At 62.9% G+C, this 16048-nt stretch carries 17 protein-coding genes; 12 read left to right on the top strand and 5 right to left on the bottom strand.

Annotated elements, in window-relative coordinates; all coding sequences use genetic code 11:
- Positions 1-2: 2 nt before the first annotated feature.
- Entirely contained in the window at positions 3-290 is a 288-nt protein-coding gene (locus ACTJK6_RS22105) for an acylphosphatase (protein WP_440840183.1), read from the bottom strand.
- A 289-nt stretch (positions 291-579) separates the two neighbouring features.
- Between ACTJK6_RS22105 and ACTJK6_RS22110 the strand changes: the two genes are divergently transcribed.
- The 8 genes from ACTJK6_RS22110 (at position 580) to ACTJK6_RS22145 (ending at position 10705) form a co-directional block, all read left to right on the top strand.
- On the top strand, positions 580-2364 hold the full coding sequence (locus ACTJK6_RS22110) for an ABC transporter permease (protein ID WP_316880692.1): 1785 nt from the start codon (positions 580-582) through the stop codon (positions 2362-2364).
- Positions 2365-2513: 149 nt separating this feature from the next.
- The gene (locus ACTJK6_RS22115) at positions 2514-3887 is read left to right on the top strand and encodes an ABC transporter ATP-binding protein (protein WP_232041441.1); all 1374 of its coding nucleotides are present in this window, start codon (positions 2514-2516) and stop codon (positions 3885-3887) included.
- 749 nt (positions 3888-4636) lie between these two features.
- The gene (locus ACTJK6_RS22120; protein WP_260798525.1) at positions 4637-5110 is read left to right on the top strand and encodes a hypothetical protein; all 474 of its coding nucleotides are present in this window, start codon (positions 4637-4639) and stop codon (positions 5108-5110) included.
- A 719-nt stretch (positions 5111-5829) separates the two neighbouring features.
- A complete protein-coding gene (locus tag ACTJK6_RS22125) occupies positions 5830-6792 on the top strand; it encodes a mannuronate-specific alginate lyase (RefSeq protein WP_440840254.1) in 963 nt (320 codons plus the stop codon).
- Positions 6793-7000: 208 nt separating this feature from the next.
- A complete protein-coding gene (locus ACTJK6_RS22130) occupies positions 7001-7963 on the top strand; it encodes a chromate resistance protein ChrB domain-containing protein (RefSeq protein ID WP_232043070.1) in 963 nt (320 codons plus the stop codon).
- A 26-nt stretch (positions 7964-7989) separates the two neighbouring features.
- Positions 7990-9162: a chromate transporter gene (locus ACTJK6_RS22135; protein WP_440840184.1), complete on the top strand. Its 1173-nt coding sequence runs from the start codon at positions 7990-7992 to the stop codon at positions 9160-9162.
- 178 nt (positions 9163-9340) lie between these two features.
- Positions 9341-10516, top strand: coding sequence for a DUF4382 domain-containing protein (locus ACTJK6_RS22140; protein WP_440840185.1), 1176 nt, complete (start codon positions 9341-9343; stop codon positions 10514-10516).
- 39 nt (positions 10517-10555) lie between these two features.
- Entirely contained in the window at positions 10556-10705 is a 150-nt protein-coding gene (locus ACTJK6_RS22145; RefSeq protein ID WP_186829252.1) for a hypothetical protein, read from the top strand.
- Between the two features lie 75 nt (positions 10706-10780).
- Here the strand turns inward: ACTJK6_RS22145 and ACTJK6_RS22150 are convergent, their stop codons facing one another.
- The 4 genes from ACTJK6_RS22150 to ACTJK6_RS22165 form a co-directional block, all read right to left on the bottom strand.
- Positions 10781-11020, bottom strand: coding sequence for a hypothetical protein (locus ACTJK6_RS22150; protein WP_440840186.1), 240 nt, complete (start codon positions 11018-11020; stop codon positions 10781-10783).
- A gap of 134 nt (positions 11021-11154) precedes the next feature.
- Positions 11155-11460: a panthothenate synthetase gene (locus tag ACTJK6_RS22155; RefSeq protein WP_440076431.1), complete on the bottom strand. Its 306-nt coding sequence runs from the start codon at positions 11458-11460 to the stop codon at positions 11155-11157.
- A gap of 175 nt (positions 11461-11635) precedes the next feature.
- Entirely contained in the window at positions 11636-12457 is an 822-nt protein-coding gene (locus ACTJK6_RS22160) for a hypothetical protein (RefSeq protein WP_440840187.1), read from the bottom strand.
- A gap of 22 nt (positions 12458-12479) precedes the next feature.
- Positions 12480-13472 (bottom strand): lysozyme inhibitor LprI family protein, encoded by a 993-nt coding sequence (locus tag ACTJK6_RS22165; RefSeq protein ID WP_440840188.1) that lies wholly within the window; start codon positions 13470-13472, stop codon positions 12480-12482.
- A 312-nt stretch (positions 13473-13784) separates the two neighbouring features.
- Here ACTJK6_RS22165 and ACTJK6_RS22170 point away from each other — a divergent pair, with 312 nt between their 5' ends.
- The 4 genes from ACTJK6_RS22170 to ACTJK6_RS22185 all read left to right on the top strand — a co-directional run bounded on the left by ACTJK6_RS22170 (position 13785) and on the right by ACTJK6_RS22185 (position 16039).
- Positions 13785-14084: a hypothetical protein gene (locus tag ACTJK6_RS22170; protein WP_440840189.1), complete on the top strand. Its 300-nt coding sequence runs from the start codon at positions 13785-13787 to the stop codon at positions 14082-14084.
- Positions 14085-14377: 293 nt separating this feature from the next.
- Positions 14378-14728: a lysozyme inhibitor LprI family protein gene (locus ACTJK6_RS22175; protein WP_260803624.1), complete on the top strand. Its 351-nt coding sequence runs from the start codon at positions 14378-14380 to the stop codon at positions 14726-14728.
- Between the two features lie 487 nt (positions 14729-15215).
- Positions 15216-15539 (top strand): ArsR/SmtB family transcription factor, encoded by a 324-nt coding sequence (locus tag ACTJK6_RS22180; RefSeq protein ID WP_260803625.1) that lies wholly within the window; start codon positions 15216-15218, stop codon positions 15537-15539.
- Positions 15540-15550: 11 nt separating this feature from the next.
- On the top strand, positions 15551-16039 hold the full coding sequence (locus tag ACTJK6_RS22185) for an ArsI/CadI family heavy metal resistance metalloenzyme (protein ID WP_440840190.1): 489 nt from the start codon (positions 15551-15553) through the stop codon (positions 16037-16039).
- Positions 16040-16048: the final 9 nt, after the last annotated feature.

Below are 16048 nucleotides of genomic sequence, written 5' to 3' on the forward strand. Positions count from 1 at the left end.
AACTACACCGTCGGGCGGATCTCGAAACCGGGGACCGGCGCTTCATGCTCGCCCGTGACCACCTCCAGCTGCGTGACCAGTGCACTGTCCGGTCCCTCCCACATCCATTCCCGCATGCTCAGCACATGGGCCTCGGGTCCGGCCAGGAACGCCTCGACGGCGCCGTTGCGGCGGTTGCGTACCCAGCCGCGCAACCCCAGCAGGCGCGCGCGGTCCGCACAGGCAGCGCGGTAGCCGACACCCTGCACGCGGCCCTGTACGGTAACGATCACTTGCGCAATAACGGACATGGCGGGCCTCCGGTGCAACACGGCAGGAGATGTGTTGGGTAAAACATGACAAACCGACGCTGTCGCATCTCTGTCACATTTCTGGAATGTGACGTCGTCAGACTGACAACCGCGCGGCGGGCTCTGACGTTACGCAAGGTAAACTAGGCGGCTTGCCGCCGAGTGCCAAGCGACGCTTGCGCAAAAGCACTGCGCCCAGCCCCGTAGTACGCCATGCCATGTATTGCGCCTGGGCCTTTGGCTTGAGGCGCCCGAATTTCGTCCGCGGTTTCCGTCCCGGTTATCCAAGATGCAGCAGAACGACAACGAAACCACCATCCGGGGCCGTTTGGGTACCACCTTCGGTACCAACTTTGGCGTCAACTTCGGCCACCTGCTGACGGCGCCGCCCAACCGGTTTGACCTGGCGCTGCTGCCGATCATCCTGGCCGCCATCGTGCTCGTGGCCTATGCCGCCAAGCAGATGAACGTGCCCTACACGCCCGGCGAGCACCTGGACGTGAGTCTGGACATCATTGAGCTGCCCTATTACCTGCTGCGCACCAGTATCCGGATGCTGCTGGCGCTGGGCGCGTCGCTGGCGTTTTCGTTTGCGTTTGCCGCCATCGCTTCCAAAAACCGCACGGCTGAGAAGGTGATGGTGCCGGCGCTGGACATCCTGCAATCGATTCCGGTGCTGGGTTTTCTGTCGATCACGGTCACGGGGTTCATCGCGCTGTTCCCGGGCAACCTCGTCGGCGTGGAATGCGCGGCCATCTTCGCCATCTTCACGTCGCAGGCGTGGAACATGGCGTTCTCGTTGTACCAATCGTTTCGCACCATCCCGACCGACCTGGAAGAAGCCGCCACAGTGTTCCGCCTGTCCAAGTGGCAGCGCTTCTGGCGCCTGGAAGTGCCGTTCGCCATGCCGGGCCTGCTGTGGAACATGATGATGTCGATGTCGGGCGGCTGGTTCTTCGTGGTGGCGTCGGAAGCCATCTCGGTGTCGGGCCACGACATCAAGCTGCCGGGCATCGGCTCGTACATCTCGCTGGCGATCCAGCAGCAGAACCTGCCGGCCATCGGCTGGGCCATCCTGGCCATGCTGATCGGCATCATCCTGTACGACCAGCTGCTGTTCCGCCCGCTGATTGCCTGGGCAGACCGCTTCCGCTTCGACACGATGTCGTCGGAGCGCGAGCCGCAATCGTGGCTGCTTGACCTGCTGCGCCGCTCTGAGTGGGTCAAGGCCCTGCTTGAGCGTACCGCCGCGATGGCCGAGCGCACGCTGTCCTGGGGTGCCGAACGCACGCGGCCCACGGCTGCTGGCAGCAATGGGTTCCTGCCGCGCTTCCCGTGGTCGCACCGCATCGCCGATGTCGTCATCATCCTGGCTGCGCTGGTGGCGGTGGCGCACGTGCTGCAGTTCGTGCGCTCCGAGGTGGGCTGGGCCGAGGTCGGCCACGTCTTCTGGCTCGGCTTCCTGACCATGGTGCGCGTGATCCTGCTGATCGCGCTGGCCGCGCTGGTGTGGGTGCCGATCGGCATCCGCATCGGCCTGAACCCGAACGTGGCGCGCATCGCGCAGCCGGTGGCGCAGTTCCTGGCGGCGTTCCCCGCCAACCTGATGTTCCCGCTGGCGGTGATGCTCATCGCGCGCTTCGCGCTCAACCCGGAAATCTGGCTGAGCCCGCTGATGATTTTCGGCACGCAGTGGTACATCCTCTTCAACGTGATTGCCGGCGCGTCGGCCATCCCGACCGAACTGAAACTGGCCGCCCGCAACTTCGGCCTGCGCGGCTGGCTGCTGTGGAAGCGCTTCCTCATCCCCGCCGTGTTCCCCAACCTGCTCACCGGCTTGGTGACGGCCGCCGGCGGCTCGTGGAACGCCAGCATCGTGTCGGAATACGTGTCCTGGGGCGATCGCACGCTGGTGGCAACGGGCCTGGGCAGCTACATCGCCGAGATGACATCGAAGGGCGACTTCCCGCGCATTGCACTCGGGATTGCCGTGATGAGCCTGTTCGTGGTCGGCTTCAACCGGCTGCTGTGGAACCGCCTGTACGACATCGCGCAAGAGCGCACCCGCCTGTAAGAACATGCTCATGATCCTGCTGCGCACCCGATCTTGACCCTGCGATGCTCGCCGTACTCATGTACGGCTGCGCGTCTCGGGCCAACCTCGGGGCGCTCGCTACGGATCCTGGGCACGTTCCAAGACGACCTATTTAGCTGAGAACACACATGGTTACCACCAGCACCCATAGCCAGAGCGCTGAAAGCGTCATGGAGCTGCGCGGCGTCTCGAAGATCTTCCGCACCGCAGACCACACAGACCGTGCCGTGCTCGAAGGCGTGGACCTCAACCTGCGCCAGGGCGAGATCGTCGCCATGCTGGGCAAATCGGGCTCGGGCAAATCGACGTTGCTGCGCATCATGGCAGGCCTGGTGCGCGCCGATCGCGGGCAGGTGCTGTTTCGCGGGCGTGAATACTCCGGCCCCGTGCAGGGCATTGCGATGGTGTTCCAGTCGTTTGCGCTGTTCCCGTGGCTGACGGTGCAGCAGAACGTCGAGCTGGGCCTGGAAGCGCAAGGCGTGGCCAAGGCCGAGCGGGAAGAACGCGCTGAACAGGCCATCGACCTGATCGGCCTGTCGGGCTTCAACAGCGCCCTGCCCCGCGAACTCTCTGGCGGCATGCGCCAGCGTGTGGGCATTGCGCGCGCGCTGGTGACCGAGCCCGACCTCTTGCTGATGGACGAAGCGTTTTCCGCGCTCGACGTGCTGACCGGCGAGAACCTGCGCGACGAAATGCTCGACCTCTGGGAAGACCGCCGCACCAACATCAAGAGCATCCTCATCGTCTCGCACAACATTGAAGAAGCGGTGATGATGGCCGACCGCATCGTCATCCTCTCGAGCGATCCGGGGCGTATCCGCGCCGAGGTGCGCGTGCCGTTCCCGCGCCCGCGCAACCGGGATTCCGCCGCCGTGCGCAACCTCATCGACGAGGTGTACGGCCTCATGACCTCGCCGGAGCGCGTGGGCGTGCACGTGGGCGTGGAGCCCGCAGCCGAGCAGCTTGCCTACCGCCTGCCCGATGCCGAGATCGGCCAGATGGAGGCCATTCTCGACCTGCTGGTCGAGGCGCCATTCAACGGCCGTGCCGACCTTCCGCACCTGGCAGAAGAAGCCGGTGTGACCGACGACGATCTGCTGCCCGCGTGCGAAGCGCTTGCCCTGCTGCAACTGGCCACCATCGAACGCGGCGACATCATCGTCACGCCGTTCGGCAAGACCTACATGGAAACCGAACCGCCCGAGCGCAAGGTGCTGTTCGGCCAGAAGCTGCTGGAGCGCGTCGCCCTGGCCGCGCACATCCGCGCCGAGCTGGACGCTAACGAAGACGGCGAGATCCGCGAAGAGCACGTGCTGCGCGAGCTGGAGGCGTACCTCAAGCCCGAAGAAGCCGAGCGCGTGCTCAAGATCGGCATCGAATGGGGCCGCTACGGCGAGGTGTATGAGTACGTCTACAACACCGGCATGCTGACCCTGCCCCGGGAAGAGCGCGAGGAACGTGAAGAGCGTGAGGCGCAGGAAGGTGGGGATAATGCGGGCTGAGGTAGCCGTGAGCAGCAATAGCGCTCGCCCCGTGTTCCACGGAACACCCCACTGCACGTGCATGAGCAAACTCTGATCTGTTCTGCCTCTGCCGCCCATTGCTTCAATAGGCGGTGGCGCCGTATTCGCGGTGCTGCTTTTGTGCCATGCGAGAAAGCGGCCGAGGACTGGGACCCCCGGCGGTAACCGACAAGGACTAAGGACAAGTACTTGCCGCCACTCTCGTGTGGCCGCTCCCCTTTATGGGCGAACCCGGTAAGGACGGCTTTACATCGGCTTTACACCGATCGAGCGCTACCGCTCACGTTCCAGCCTTGCTTGTACTCGCCCACCCTCTCCCCGCGTGGCGACCTTCCTCAAGCGTGCTGAACAGCGACCATCGCGTTCACGACGGCCTTCGCCAAGATCAGAACCACAACGATTGCGTTTGGAACCCTCCCCATGGCGTTCGGAACCCAATGGGATGGCGTTCAGAACGCGATAGGGTCGCGTTTCAGACGCATCAGATTCGGTTCTGAACCTCATACATGGCGTTCCGAACGCCAAATGTCGGGCCACAAACGTCATGCATGACGTACTGAACGTGGAGGTGTCGCGTTCGAAACTGCATCGACGTGGTTCCGGACACGGTCTGCATCAGCATTTTCTGAAAAGCGCTGGCTGGCATTGCGTACGGCGTGGGCAGCGTCCACTCTCGCGCAGTCATGCCCCTGAGGCATGACGCTGCCAACCCGTAACAGAGGAATGTGATGTCGCAAAACCTGATTTCATTTCAGATCAGTGCAACCGATCTGGCCGCCGTGGACGGCGCGCTGAAGACGCTGGAAGACAAGCTCACCGGCTTGATCGACCTGACCATCGAACAGCGTCGGTTTCTGACCAAGATGGGCGGCAAATCCGAAGCGTTTGCCCGCACGGCGGTCGAGGTGCTCGGTGCCAACCCAAACGTGCTGCCCGCCAACTTCAACATTGCAGAGCTGCGCCGCGATCTGGCGGCGTTCGACCTGTTGCGCAGCCGCGTGATGCGCCTGGGCCGCATTCACGAACGGATGGCCGATTCGCAACTGGCGCTGGGCAGCGACGTAATGAACGCTGCCTTGGAGGGGTATGCCTTCCTCAAGGTGGCCGGCCACGGTGAGGGGCTGGATGCCGCCCGCAAGGAACTGTCGGTGCGATTTGCCAAACCGTCGAGGAAAAAGGAGGACGCGGTAGGCGTGGAGTAAGGCTCCCTGCGCAAGGAAAACCGCCGCAAGGCGGTTTTCTGCTGTATCCGACCGAAGAATCTAAAGAGGGGCACTCGAAATGAGCACGTCAGACAAGAAGATACATCTCTAGTGCGGGATGAAATTGAGACTGATTAAGGCGATTTTTATCCTATTTGTCATTGCTCTTGTTGCTCAGTACGCTTTCTTTGTCAGAAGTCGGATATATGCGAATGAGTGCAGAAAAGAGGTGGATGACCTTCGTCGATATATTGGCGAGGTTTGCTATCTTCCTTATCGAGACGGTGCGTTGTTCAGGCTGTATGACGCAAAAACAAATAAGCTAGTCGCGGAGAGGACATATAGTGATATCTACCCCCAAATGCTCTTTGATGGTGACCGTGTTTATTACCATCTTGGAGTCTCTCCTGAGGAGTACGTGCCGCTGCCGCCGACATTGCTAGATCGCCTCAGAGCCAAGCTCCCATGACCAAAAAGTGGTGAGGCGCTGAGCCTGCTGCGACGGGCCACAATCGAACGCGGCGTAAGTGCGCGTTGCCGCTGACATAAGAAGAGCCGCTCGATGCGGCTCTTTTTTCATCGTCACTACAGTTTGTAACCCTCGTCAACGTTGCCGCGAACCACGTCGTTTTGCGTGGGCAGGCATCGATTCTCGCAAGCCCGCTCGCTCCAGCCTTCCCTCGCCAGCCGTCCTTTGCCGTCCCGTCCCGGAGGTCGAAATGCGTCGCGCGTACGTTCGAACGTTGTTAGCCGTTTCGCTGGCCGTCGGTGCAGGCTTCGGCCTGGTGCATGCAGCCCGCGCCTGCGAGATCCCTGCCCCAGTGCGGACGATCGATCCCCCAGGCTTTTACGACGACGCAGCGGGCTATGCGCGCGACGTGAAACCAATGCGCAATTTCATCGCGCACCTCAACGCCTCAGCCGACAAGGGCGATTGGACCTGCGCCCTGGCCCAGCTTCGAACCTGGGCCGATGCCGATGCGCTGATGGGCAAGATTTCCGGCTATCAGGGCCACTACGAGCGGTCGTGGGCGGGAACGGATTTCGCCATGGTGCTGCTGCGCATGCCGAGCGACATCCGCAAGCGAAACCAGGCGCAGCTCGATGCCATCGCACCGTGGCTCGAACGCATTGCGATCGCCACCCGCAACGCCGAGGCGATCAATCATCTGCATAACAACCTGGTGTATTGGGCCGGCCTCAACCTGATTGCCATCGGCACCGCAACCGACAACAGCGACCTGATCAACTCCGGACTCCTGCGCGTTCGCGAGGGCATTCGCGATATCGGCCCCGACGGCGCACTCGTACGTGAGATCAAGCGCGGTGATCGCGCGTTGCACTACCACACGTTCGCGCTCATTCCGTTGGTGTTTGCCGCAGAGCTGGTGCAGCGGCGGAATATCGATCTGTATCGAGAGAACGACCACGCCATCGGCCGCCTGGCGAACCTCGTGATCGACGCGGTGGTTGATCCGGCGAGCTTCGGAAAAATCTCGCCGATCAAGCAGGCGCTGTTTCCGTGGACCTTCCAGGATGAGCTGTGCTGGTTGGAGCCCTACTACGCCCACGTGCGAGACCCGCGGCTGCCTGCGCTGATTGCACCGCGCCGCCCGTTTTCTGAATGGCGGCTCGGCGGCAACGTTACGGCGGTGTGGGGCGCGGAGCTGCCCGGCCGCTGAGGGGGGCGGTGTTGTGTGGAATCCCGCTACCCACAAGCGCGCAACCGCGACCCCAGCCCACCGCCAGGCTTCCTCATGAGAAGACTCTCGACCGTCGGCTTGTTGCGCGAACTGTCCCGCGTTGCTTCCGACATGGCGCTGGTCTCCGCGCTGATGTAGGAACCTCTACAACATTGCAGCGGTTATGACGCGCGCCTATCCTGCCGTCATGACCGCCTCCCCCGATTCCTGGCTGCTGCTGATCGTCAGCCTGCCGACTGCCCGAGCGACCGCGCGCATGCGTATCTGGCGCGCCATCAAGGCCATCGGCTGTGCGGCCTTGCGTGATGGCGTCTACCTGCTGCCTGCGCGTGCGGAACACGCGGCGCAGCTCAACGAACTGGCAGACGAGACGTTGCAGGAAGACGGCCAGGCCTGGGTACTGCGCGTGCAGGCCAGCGATGCGGCGGAAGACGCGGCCTACCGCGCCCTCTTCGACCGCACGCCCGACTACGCCGAGTGGCTGGCCGAGCTGTCTGAAGCACGCAAGACGCTTCCCGAGCTGCCCAGCGCCGAGCGCAACCGGCTGCTGCGCCGCCACGCCCGCGCCTACGAGGCCATCCGCAAGATCGACTTTTTCTCCAACGAAGCGACCGTGCGCGCCGATGCGCAATGGCGCGACTTTGCTGCGGCGGCCGAAGCCACGCAATCGCCGGGCGAACCGCGCGCCGCTTCCGGCGGCATCCCGCGCCGTGATCGCACGCAGTACCAAGGCCGCCTTTGGGCAACACGTCGGCACCTGTGGGTGGACCGCGTTGCCAGCGCCTGGCTCATCCAGCGCTTCATCGATCCGCACGCGCGCTTCCTGTGGCTCGACAGCCCGGCCGATTGCCCCGCCGATGCGCTCGGCTTCGACTTTGACGGTGCCGCCTTCACGCATGTGGGCGAGCGCGTTTCGTTCGAGGTGCTCATCGCCAGCTTTGGGCTGGACGACGATGCGGGACTCGCGCACGTAGGCGCCATGGTCCATGCGCTCGACGTGGGCGGCGCGGCCACGCCTGAAGCCGGCGGGTTCGAAGCCATCATGGCGGGCGCCCGCAAACGGCTGGCCGATGACGATGCGCTGCTCGCAGAGATCGGCACCGTGCTCGATTCGCTGTACGTGCACTTTTCCGCCAGCCGGAAGCCATGACCGCTCTCACCCGTTGCAGGTAGCTCATGAACAATGCCCCCGAACGCCCCACCTACACGCTGCGGCAACTGCTGCTGTATTTCCTGCGGCTTGGCGCACTCGGCTTTGGTGGCCCGGTGGCGCTTGCCGGCTACATGCGCCGCGACCTGGTGGAAACGCGCCAGTGGATCACCGAGGCGGACTACAAGGAAGGCCTTGCGCTCGCCCAACTCGCGCCCGGGCCGTTGGCTGCGCAACTGGCCATCTACCTCGGCTACGTGCACTTCCGCATCGTTGGGGCCACGCTGGTCGGCATTGCGTTCGTGCTGCCTTCATTCCTGATGGTGGTGGCGCTGGGCTGGGCCTATGTGCACTTCGGCGGGCTCACGTGGATGCAGTCGGTGTTCTACGGCGTGGGCGCCGCGGTGATCGGCATCATCGCGATGAGCGCGCACAAACTCACCACCAAGAGCGTTGGCAAAGACAAGCTGCTGTGGGCCGTCTACCTGTTGCTGGCGGCAGTGACCGTGTTGACTGAATCCGAAGTGGCGTGGCTGTTTCTGGCGGCTGGCGTTCTGGTGTGGTTCTGGCGTGCGCCGCCCAAGTGGCTGCGCCAGGGCCGCATCAACGCGGTTGCCCTCGCACCCGTCGCGGCCGCCAGTGGTTTGTTGAGCGCAGTCGATTCACCTCTGCTTGCGCAGCTTGGCGCGTTCTTCGCCAAGGCCGGTGCGTTCGTATTCGGCTCGGGGCTCGCCATCGTGCCGTTCCTTTACGGCGGCGTGGTCACGGAGCACCACTGGCTCAACGATAAGCAATTCGTCGACGCGGTGGCCGTGGCGATGATCACGCCCGGCCCGGTGGTCATCACCGTTGGCTTTATCGGCTATCTGGTGGCGGGGCTGCCCGGCGCGTGCGTGGCCGCGCTGGGCACGTTTCTGCCGTGCTACCTGTTCACCATCCTGCCGGCGCCGTACTTCAAGAAATACGGCAAGCTGCCCGCCATCCTGGCCTTTGTCGATGGCGTAACGGCAGCGGCCGTGGGCGCCATTGCCGGCGCGGTGATCGTGCTGGCCAAGCGCTCCATCGTCGATGCGCCGACGGCACTCTTGGCCGTGGCCACCGTGTTGCTGCTGGTGACGTTCAAGAAGCTTCCCGAACCGGTGATTGTGGCGGGGGCAGCCTTGCTGGGCCTGGCGCTGTATCCGCTGCTGCATCGCTGATACACGATCGGCGCCCCCTGTCGCGCGCCGCAATATCTTCGGCGCGCCGCAAGCGTTTGCAACCCAAATGGGTGAGACCACACCCGCCCAAGCAGCGTTACGATTGGTTTCAATTCGACCAAAGTGCGTGCCATGGCCGGGACTATGCTTCGGGCACCCCCAAACTGAGGAGACAACCATGAAAACAACTTATCGGAACATCCTCCTTGCATTGCCCCTGCCATTCCTCATCGCTGCATGCGGCGGCGGGGATGGCGGTACGGCTGCCGGCACGGGCACCCTCCATGTCTCGATGACGGACGCACCGTCCTGCGGTTTTGATCACGTCTACGTCACCGTCAACAAGGTGCGCGTGAACGCCAGCGCGTCAGCCGCCGACACCGACGCCGGCTGGACCGACATCGCGTTGGCCACGCCGCAGAAGGTCGATCTGCTATCGCTCACCAACGGCGTGCTGACTGACCTCGGTACGGCCCCGCTGCCCGCCGGGCAATATCAGCAGTTGCGCCTGGTGCTGTCTCCCAATCAGGGCAACACACTAGCCAATTCCGTGGTGGTGACGGGCTCGTCGACCGAGCAGGCGCTGGCCACCCCGAGCGCCGCACAGAGCGGCTACAAGATCATCCAACCCTTCACGGTGCAGCCCAACACGCTGGTCGATCTGGTGCTGGATTTCAATGCCTGCAAATCGATCGTGCAGCAGGGCAATGGCGGCTACAGCCTCAAGCCGGTCGTCACGGCAACACCCACAGTGGTGAGCGGTTCGATTACCGGCTACGTGCCCACCGCACAGGCCGGCACCACGGTGTATGCCGAACAGAACGGCCAGGTCATCCGCGGCACGGTGGCAGACGCCACGGGCAAGTTCGTGCTGTCGCCGCTGGTGCAGAGCAGCACCAATGGTGCGTATGACGTGGTGATCGTCGATAACGCGCTGCCGACCGGCCATGCCACCGGCATCATCCGCACCGTGCCTGTCACGGCCAGCACGACGACCACGGTCTCCACCACGGGCGCGCCGATCACGCTGCCGGCCTCCACCACCAATACCGCCTCCGGCACGGCCACCGCATCGGCGCAGGCCACGTTGCGCGCGCTGCAAACGGTGAACTCGGTGTCGTACGAGATCACCTCGACCAATGCCAACCTCGATACCGGCGCGTACTCGCTGGCATTGCCCGCAGCCGCGCCGTTGGTCGGCACGTACAGCGCGACGCTGCCGATCGCGCTGTCGGCGGTGTCGGCATCTGCCGGCCAGTATTCGGTGCAGGCCACCAGTGCAACGGGCGCCACGCTGAGCAATCCGGTCAATGTTTCGGCCGGCAGTCAGACCGGGGTCAACTTCAGTTTCTAACCAGGGAAAAAAGGGGCGGAGCCCGCCCCTCACAACACAATGAAGAACATCATCCTCATCCTGTCTTTGGGTGCGTCGCTGCTGGGCGGTTGCGTCTACGTGCCGGTCGATGGTCCGGTCGCACGCCCGCAAGGTGGCCCGGGCAATGGCTTCTGCCCGCCTGGACAGGCGAAGAAGGGCAATTGCTGAGCCTTTGACCTCAGCGCTCGCGCAACAAAAAAGCCGGTCTGCGTGACCGGCTTTTTCTTTGCCGCGTTGCGGTGCTTACTTGCCCTTGCCCGCGTGTTTGTGCTGCGTGGATTTGCCATGCTGATGCGCACGGTCTGCCGCACGCGCCTTGCCTTTATCGCGGTCCAGGCTGTCGGGGCCGTTGGTGTTCGACATGCCGCGGCTGCTCATATGTGCTGCAGAACCACCACCGGCATTGCCCTTGGCCTGCGCCGACAGCGAAACGGTGCACAGCGCTGCCATTGCGGCCGCCACCATCCATTGTGCTCGGGTCATCTGCTTCCTCCTCCTGGTTTTTGGTTCCACCGATTCTAGGCAGGCACAGATGAGAATGTGCGTTTCAGTGCAACCAAACGTAACCACCATCGCGAGCGTGCAGCACTATGGGGCCAGGGCCTCTGGGTCTGACCTCATTTCCACTTGGCGCCAATCTCCGCCAACCCCGCCTGCTGCAAATCCTCCGCACTCATCACGATGCGGAACTCGCAGTCTGCGTTGAACAGCAGGAACCACGGCTCGGCCAGCGCGGGAATGTGCGAAGCCGATTCCACGTTCACGATGAGCACCGCGCCGCGATGGCCGTTCTGCTCGGTGAAGTACACCGCCTCGGGCTTGCTTTCGGCCATCACGCGCGGGATCAGCTCGGCGATGGAACCATCGCGCACGTAGGTGTTGAAGGGTTCGTGCGGGATCCGCACGTTCACGAGCATGCGCATGATTTGCCTCCTGGGTGATGGCCAGGGCAAGCGCCGCGGCAGGGCCGCCACGGCCATGCATGGCCGAACACCGTAGGTATAGAACGGGCGCCGCGTTAGCGTTATCAGCCGTCGGCTAGGCGAGATGGCCTAGAAGCCAGGATGAGGGCGCAGCAAATCCGGCAGCGTCTGCCCCTCAATCCAGCGGCACCAGCGCCTTCGGCACGACGTATTGCTTGCCGTCGTACGCAAGCCGGTAGGTGGTGCGTTGCGGCTTGGCGTCGTGCGTCTGGCATTCGCCGGCCTTGTCGACCGTGTTGGTGGAGGAAGACTTGGTTTCCGACACCGCGATATCGGCGTAGCCGTTGTGGGTGTCCGATGTCATGGTCAGCGTGCGCTTGGTCTGCTCGAACGTGCCGGCGCAGTTGGTATCCCATTCACCGCCCCCGCTTTCCACGACAACGCCGTTCAACACCGGTTTCAGTTGATTGCCCTGCACGGTGTAGAGCCACAAAGTGGTCTCGCTGAAAGGATTGGGCCGCGAGCTGCCCTCCTTGCCGATGCGCACACCAAACGCCATCTGCCCGGGTGCGACCACATAGCGCGCGGTATCGAAGGTGACGGACCGAATGCGCACCGCATCGTCCGACATGCGCGCGGGCAGGCGCAGACGTTGCCGGATGCTGCCGTTGGCCGTGTCGAGCACGAACAGTTCAAGGTCGCCTTCGTTACCTGCGTCAGCATCCTCCTGTTGCATCAGCGGCACCGCCATGAGCGTGAGTTCCGGGTGCGCGGGCCACGTACGGCACACCACTGCATGCGGGTTGAACGCCTCCGACAACTGGATGCGGGCGCCGTCGACCTTGTAGCCGCTGCCCGTGCGCTTCGCAGCGGGGTACGCCCGCTTGATCGCACCTCCTACCTGCGCGGTGCAGGCATCTTCAGCGGCATGGGGGGTTTGCGTGCCGAGCAGCAGGCCAGCAATGCACAGCAGATGAGATACGTTAGCGTGTTTCATGTTTGTTGATGGTGGCGTTCGTTCACTTCGGTATCGGCTCGTAATGCACCTTGCTGCGCCATTTGCCGTTGACGAGCGTTTCCTCTGTGATCTTCATCTTGTCGCCGGAATTCATCACCTCTTCGCTGTAGCGCCCGACGGCGACCGGCACATCGTGGTCGACGCGGTACGTGGTGGTCTCGTGATAACAGCAACCGCCCTTCGCAAAGGTCCGCAGACGCTTGTTTTTGGCATCGACCTCAAAGAAGCCGAGTGTCGAAAGGATCAGCGACGTCATCTCGCTGTTGCGCACAAAGCGCTGCGCCCGCGCATTGAACAGATAGACGTCATAGCTCGGGCCGCCGTAACTGCCTTCGTTGCCGGTCTGGATGCCGAAGTCTTCCTGGCCATCGAAGTTGAAATCGCCAACGTTGATCACGCCCTGGTAGTCATAAAGGTGCGCTGAGTTGACCAGCGGCCCCATGCCCCCCTTGGGCAGGGCGACGAAGACCCTCGGCAGGTTGATGACCTGGCGCACCGCGCGTTGGCCCTTGTCATGAATGACCAACTGGGCGGGGCCTTCGCAGGTGGTGTCCTCTTTGTCGCTTTGCGCCGGGCAGGCTTCGAGCATGCGCAGCACGAAGTCGTGCTGCTTCGCGATCGCCGTCAGCGGAAAGACCTGACCATTGACCGGCTCGCTTGGCTCCGGAAAAGCGGGTTGGGCTTCCAACTCGTCAATCCGCGAGCGGTATGCGGACTTCAATTCTTCCACGTCGATTTGGCCCGATGGCGCGCGCTGTTTCAGCCAATCGCGTTGCGCGGCCTTCAATTCACCGGTGTCGACACCGTGCTTGCTCAACGCAGCGCGGTACGTATCGGCCAGTTCGCTATCCAGCGCGGAGAGTTGCGCGTCAGTGCAGATGGCATGCTCGATTGGGCTGCGCGCAGCGGCGCAATCAAAACTGGCTGCATGCGCGGCCGCGGGCAACACAGCGATGGCAAAAGCGATGGCGGCAATGCCGCGAAATGGCGTCATTGGATAAACCCTTGGGGGCGGGATATGAATGTGTGCGCGATTGTGCTGGGGAATTGGGCGAAGTGGTGTGCTTTCTTTCCGCCATTTGCCGTTGCAAGCATCGTTGGCGAGAACCGCAACCGCGCGAGAACGTTACGCCGACTGCGCACGACCCCAGCGTGATGGCCGCTCAACTGGCCCCATCGTTCTTGAGCCAGAGCAAAGCAAGCATGAGGGTGCCTTCTAACATGGGCTGGCGGAGGCCATGAAAGCAACGATGTTCTGCTGTCGGCGTGCCGCATCGGTTCCAGACACGTTGATAGGAGAGCAACCATGTACAGATTCATCCGCACCGCTACCGTCAAGAATGCCGCGGTGCTGCCGTCGGCATTGGCTTTTGCGGCAGAGGTCACGGCCCACCTCAACAAGGCGTACGCGCTCAACATGCGGTTCGGCGCCGAGCAATTTGGGAGCGGCAATGTTCATTGGCACTTCGATGCCGATAGCCTCGACAAGATGCAGCAAGTGAACGAGAAACTACTGGGGGATCGGGACTACGCTGCCTTGCTCGAAAAGTACAAAGATGTCTGGGCCGAAGGCTCCATGCAGGACACCGTCGTCCGGCTGGCGTGAGATCCAAGCGCAGAAAGAATGTCCCTCTCCCGGCCCGAATGTTCGACTGACCGAGCGCTGGCCGGGCCCGCAGCGACTTCGACAGGTATTCAGCCAGTGCGGCACGGCAAGACTTTTCCTACCATGGCAAGCACCCCCGCAGCGACAACAAAACGAGGTATGCGATGGCCCTTTCTGTCTGCGCACGATGCCCGGCACAAGGCACTTACCTGCCGAACGACACACGCCATCCGGTCCGCCCTGGTCTACGTAATTTCGTAACCGCGTTATCACTCGCGGCGGCGCTGCTCCCCTTGGCCACATGGGCTGCCGACCCCGTCGACGACGCGCTGGAGCAGTGCCTGAAAACCCCACACGGCCAAACCACGGCCGGTATGACCGAGTGCACGCACACCGCGTATCAGGCCTACGACCGCCAGATGAACACGCTGTATCAGGCCGTGATGGCTAAATCCGACCCCGTATCGCGCGAGGCCATCCGCAACGCCCAACGTGCGTGGCTCGCCTATCGAAACGCCCAGAAGACCGCCGACAACGCGCCGTGGCGAGCAGACAGCGGCTCGATGGCGAGCCCCGATATCGAAGGCCTGAACGTCGAGGCGATCCGGACGCGCATTGCAGAGCTGGAGTACTACCCGCACTAGCCGGGCGGGGGAAGACTCCACTGTGGATAACCGCCCTTCCCCCTGTGAATAACTCCAGGGACAAGCGTGTTGGTTCTCCGGGGTCAGCGTGCAGACAGCACGGGAACAACTTCCCACCGTGTCGGGAGGGCCCAACGCGATCCCCCGCACTCATCCACGCAACGGCACACGCTGTCCGATGGGTTGTCCGTTCTGCAAGCCTTTGATGTCAAAGCGCTTTTGGTACTTGTCCACAGGACTTATCCACCGTTATCTACTACTACTATCTGTATACATAAAGAAGTAAACCTATAAACCCTCTGTCGGGCATCGAGCCCGTGGCTGGGTTGTGGGCAAAGCAGCATGCAGGTTCTGGCGATGGGTGGAGCAACCACCGGACGCCACCGCCCAATCTCTCGCGCAACAGCGTCAAGTGCTCCCCAAGCGGTTCCCGATATCGCAGACTGACCGCCTTGCTGTAGCTCTATATTTCGAATATATTGGAAATATGGAAGAAAACGACGTTATCCGATCCCTCGCCGCGCTGGCCCACGGCCTGCGCCTCCAAGTGTTTCGCATGCTGGTGGTCGCAGGGCCTGCGGGCATGACGCCAGGCGCGATTGCCGAACGGCTCGACGTGCCGGGCGCCACGTTGTCGTTCCACCTCAAGGAACTGACGGCCGCGCGCCTTGTGACGCAAGAGCGTGACGGCCGCAACCTGATTTACCGCGCGGCATATGACCACATGAACGCCCTGCTGGGCTTCCTGACCGCCAACTGCTGCCAGGGCGAAGCCTGCCTGGAAGCGAGCGCCACCGACTGCAAGTGCTGAAGGAGCATCCCATGAAACGATTTCACGTCCATCTCCACGTTGACGACCTGAGCAAGAGCATCGCCTTCTACTCCAAGCTCTTTGCCGCCGAGCCGACCCGCGTGGAAACCGACTATGCCAAGTGGATGCTGGATGATCCGCGCATCAACTTCGCCATCTCCACACGTGGCAATGCCCCGGGCGTTGACCACCTTGGCTTCCAAGTCGATGACGCTGCCGAACTGGCCGACCTGAAGGCCCGTGCGGAAGCCGCAGACATGGCGCTATTGGATGAAGGCGAAACCACCTGCTGCTATGCCCGCAGCGACAAGCACTGGATCACCGACCCGCAGGGCATCGCCTGGGAGCACTTCCATTCGCTCAGCAACATCCCGGTCTTCAGCGAAGACAAGAAGGAAGACGCCGCCCCGGAGGCTTCTGCCTGCTGCGCACCGCGTACCCCAAAGGGCAAGCCGATCGGCATTGCCGTGAAGTCGGGCTCCGGCTCATCCTGCTGCTAAGGGCGAACG

This window comes from Ralstonia sp. 22086 (assembly GCF_052045975.1).
GTDB lineage: Bacteria > Pseudomonadota > Gammaproteobacteria > Burkholderiales > Burkholderiaceae > Ralstonia > Ralstonia wenshanensis.

Coding starts and splice junctions, on each gene's coding strand:
- ACTJK6_RS22105 (WP_440840183.1), bottom strand. CDS start 290: ATGTCCGTTATTGCGCAAGTGATCGTTACCGTACAGGGCCGCGTGCAG.
- ACTJK6_RS22110 (WP_316880692.1), top strand. CDS start 580: ATGCAGCAGAACGACAACGAAACCACCATCCGGGGCCGTTTGGGTACC.
- ACTJK6_RS22115 (WP_232041441.1), top strand. CDS start 2,514: ATGGTTACCACCAGCACCCATAGCCAGAGCGCTGAAAGCGTCATGGAG.
- ACTJK6_RS22120 (WP_260798525.1), top strand. CDS start 4,637: ATGTCGCAAAACCTGATTTCATTTCAGATCAGTGCAACCGATCTGGCC.
- ACTJK6_RS22125 (WP_440840254.1), top strand. CDS start 5,830: ATGCGTCGCGCGTACGTTCGAACGTTGTTAGCCGTTTCGCTGGCCGTC.
- ACTJK6_RS22130 (WP_232043070.1), top strand. CDS start 7,001: ATGACCGCCTCCCCCGATTCCTGGCTGCTGCTGATCGTCAGCCTGCCG.
- ACTJK6_RS22135 (WP_440840184.1), top strand. CDS start 7,990: ATGAACAATGCCCCCGAACGCCCCACCTACACGCTGCGGCAACTGCTG.
- ACTJK6_RS22140 (WP_440840185.1), top strand. CDS start 9,341: ATGAAAACAACTTATCGGAACATCCTCCTTGCATTGCCCCTGCCATTC.
- ACTJK6_RS22145 (WP_186829252.1), top strand. CDS start 10,556: ATGAAGAACATCATCCTCATCCTGTCTTTGGGTGCGTCGCTGCTGGGC.
- ACTJK6_RS22150 (WP_440840186.1), bottom strand. CDS start 11,020: ATGACCCGAGCACAATGGATGGTGGCGGCCGCAATGGCAGCGCTGTGC.
- ACTJK6_RS22155 (WP_440076431.1), bottom strand. CDS start 11,460: ATGCGCATGCTCGTGAACGTGCGGATCCCGCACGAACCCTTCAACACC.
- ACTJK6_RS22160 (WP_440840187.1), bottom strand. CDS start 12,457: ATGAAACACGCTAACGTATCTCATCTGCTGTGCATTGCTGGCCTGCTG.
- ACTJK6_RS22165 (WP_440840188.1), bottom strand. CDS start 13,472: ATGACGCCATTTCGCGGCATTGCCGCCATCGCTTTTGCCATCGCTGTG.
- ACTJK6_RS22170 (WP_440840189.1), top strand. CDS start 13,785: ATGTACAGATTCATCCGCACCGCTACCGTCAAGAATGCCGCGGTGCTG.
- ACTJK6_RS22180 (WP_260803625.1), top strand. CDS start 15,216: ATGGAAGAAAACGACGTTATCCGATCCCTCGCCGCGCTGGCCCACGGC.
- ACTJK6_RS22185 (WP_440840190.1), top strand. CDS start 15,551: ATGAAACGATTTCACGTCCATCTCCACGTTGACGACCTGAGCAAGAGC.